The organism is Kitasatospora sp. NPDC056273, assembly GCF_042268845.1.
In the GTDB taxonomy this organism is placed as follows: Bacteria; Actinomycetota; Actinomycetes; order Streptomycetales; family Streptomycetaceae; genus Kitasatospora.
The window spans coordinates 1-1,960 of record NZ_JBHJSJ010000047.1; the positions used below are offsets into that span (position 1 = coordinate 1).

Genomic DNA, 1,960 nt, shown 5'->3' on the forward strand with positions numbered 1-1,960 from the left:
GCGGCGGGTGGTTCGGGCGAGCGCCCGGGGGCGGGCACGCCCGGCCGGCCGTTCTCCTGCGGGGCCTGGGCCGGGGCGGGGACCGGCGCGGGGCCGCCCCGGCCGGCTCGCGCCGCGCGGGTGGTGCCGGAGGCCCCGGCCGCGGTCCCGCGCGCGGCCAGTTCGCTGAGCCGCTCGTGCAGTGCGGCGGCCCCGGGCCGTTCGGCGGGTTCCTTGGCCAGGCAGGCCCGGATCAGAGGCGCCAGTTGCGGCGGTACGGCGGCGAGGTCGGGCTCCTCGTGGACGACCCGGTACAGCATCACTTCGGAGGAGGCCCCGGACCCGAACGGGGTGTCCCCGGTGAGCGCGTAGGCGAGGGTGGCCCCGAAGGCGAAGACGTCGGTGGCGGGGGTGACGGCGGCCCCGCGCACCTGCTCGGGCGCGAGGAAGCCGGGGGAGCCGACGGCGGTGCCGACGTGGGTGAGCGTGCTGGCGCCGCGCGACCACGCGATGCCGAAGTCGATGATGCGCGGGCCCCGGGGCGAGAGCAGGATGTTGGAGGGCTTGAGGTCCCGGTGGACCACTCCGGCCTCGTGCACCTTGACCAGTCCGTCGGCCAGCGCGGCCCCGATCCGGGCGGCCTCGGGCCAGTTCAGCGGTCCTTCGTCGCCGACCCGCTTGTACAGCGAGGGCCCGGGGACGTACGCGGTGGCGAGCCAGGGCCGTTCGGTCTCGATGTCCGAGCCGACCACGCGCGCGGTGCAGCCGCCCCGGATCCGGGAGGCGGCGGCGATCTCGCGGGCGAAGCGGGTGCGGAACTCCTGGTCCTCGGCGAGTTCGGCGCGGATCAGCTTGAGGGCGACGCGCTGCCCGCGGCGGTCGGAGCCGAGGTAGACCACGCCCATGCCGCCGGCGCCCAGTCGCCGGTGCAGGCGGTACGGCCCGACGATGCGGGGGTCCTCACGCCTCAGCCGCATCATCGCCATGTTTCGTTCCCCGTCAGCCGGTGGGTGAGGCCCCGTCGGTTGGGCCATCGTCAGTTTCTGTCTGGCACAGCTTACGGACTGCCCGCTGCGGTGTGCTGATACGCAACACCCGTAGCCACCGTGCGATTGTCGGATCTTGCGCTGACCTGCAGGTCACAGGGCCGTCGGAGGGCCTCTCGGGGTTGCCCCTCAGGGTTCCCCCGGGGGTCGGATGAGCCCGCTGTCCCCCTGCGGTAGTAGGCCTCAAGTCCGATCGTCATCCTCCGGGACGTCCGAGGAACAGTACGACGGCATGACGCCCGGAGGGGCCCCCGACCAATAGCGTTGTGCTCAGCGGTGGACGGGGAGCTCGTCCCCCGAGGTAAGCCGTCCACCGCGCCAACTCGACCGGATCAGGAGCCAGGACATGCCACCGCAGCTCACGGGAACCCCCCGCCGCCGTCGGCAGGCCTCCCTCCGGACGGGGTCCGCCGAGCAGCCCACGCGGCACCCCGCGGTGGCGTTGGCCATGGCCCTGCCGTGCGCCGTGCTGCTGGTGCTGCTCTTCGGAGGGTGGGAGCAGATGGCGAACCAGGCCCAGGCCGTCGCCGATCTGATCGCCCGCTGAGCAGGGGAAAGAAGGACACCGGCCCCGAGGCCGGTCGAAGACGGGCACCGAACCCCTGGGGACGGGGAGCGGTGCCGCCGGGGAGGCCGCGGCCGCGATGACACGCGGACGGGCGTGGGCGGTGCGCAGAGCGCCCCGGCAGGCGGAGACGCCGCGTACGGACGTCGGTGAGGGCGTCCGTACGCGGCTCTTCTCTTTTCCCGGCGCTTCCCCGCCGGAGGCCCGGCGCCCGGAACCACCCGAACGGGACGACAAAAGGCCGGGGCCGCGACCCTTACGGATCGCGGCCCCGGCCGTTACTGTGCGCGATACTGGGATTGAACCAGTGACCCCTACCGTGTCAAGGTAGTGCTCTCCCGCTGAGCTAATCGCGCCTGATGTGGCGGTC

General features: G+C 73.7%; 2 protein-coding genes and 1 tRNA gene. 1 reads left to right on the forward strand and 2 read right to left on the reverse strand.

Annotated features, from left to right (window positions below):
* On the reverse strand, positions 1–965 hold a 965-nt coding region (locus ACFCY1_RS31200; protein WP_375876746.1), incomplete at its 3' end, for a serine/threonine-protein kinase.
* Positions 966–1,371: 406 nt separating this feature from the next.
* Between ACFCY1_RS31200 and ACFCY1_RS31205 the strand changes: the two genes are divergently transcribed.
* Positions 1,372–1,572, forward strand: coding sequence for a hypothetical protein (locus ACFCY1_RS31205; RefSeq protein WP_049656200.1), 201 nt, complete (start codon positions 1,372–1,374; stop codon positions 1,570–1,572).
* Between the two features lie 302 nt (positions 1,573–1,874).
* Here the strand turns inward: ACFCY1_RS31205 and ACFCY1_RS31210 are convergent.
* A tRNA-Val gene (locus ACFCY1_RS31210) sits at positions 1,875–1,946 on the reverse strand.
* Positions 1,947–1,960: the final 14 nt, after the last annotated feature.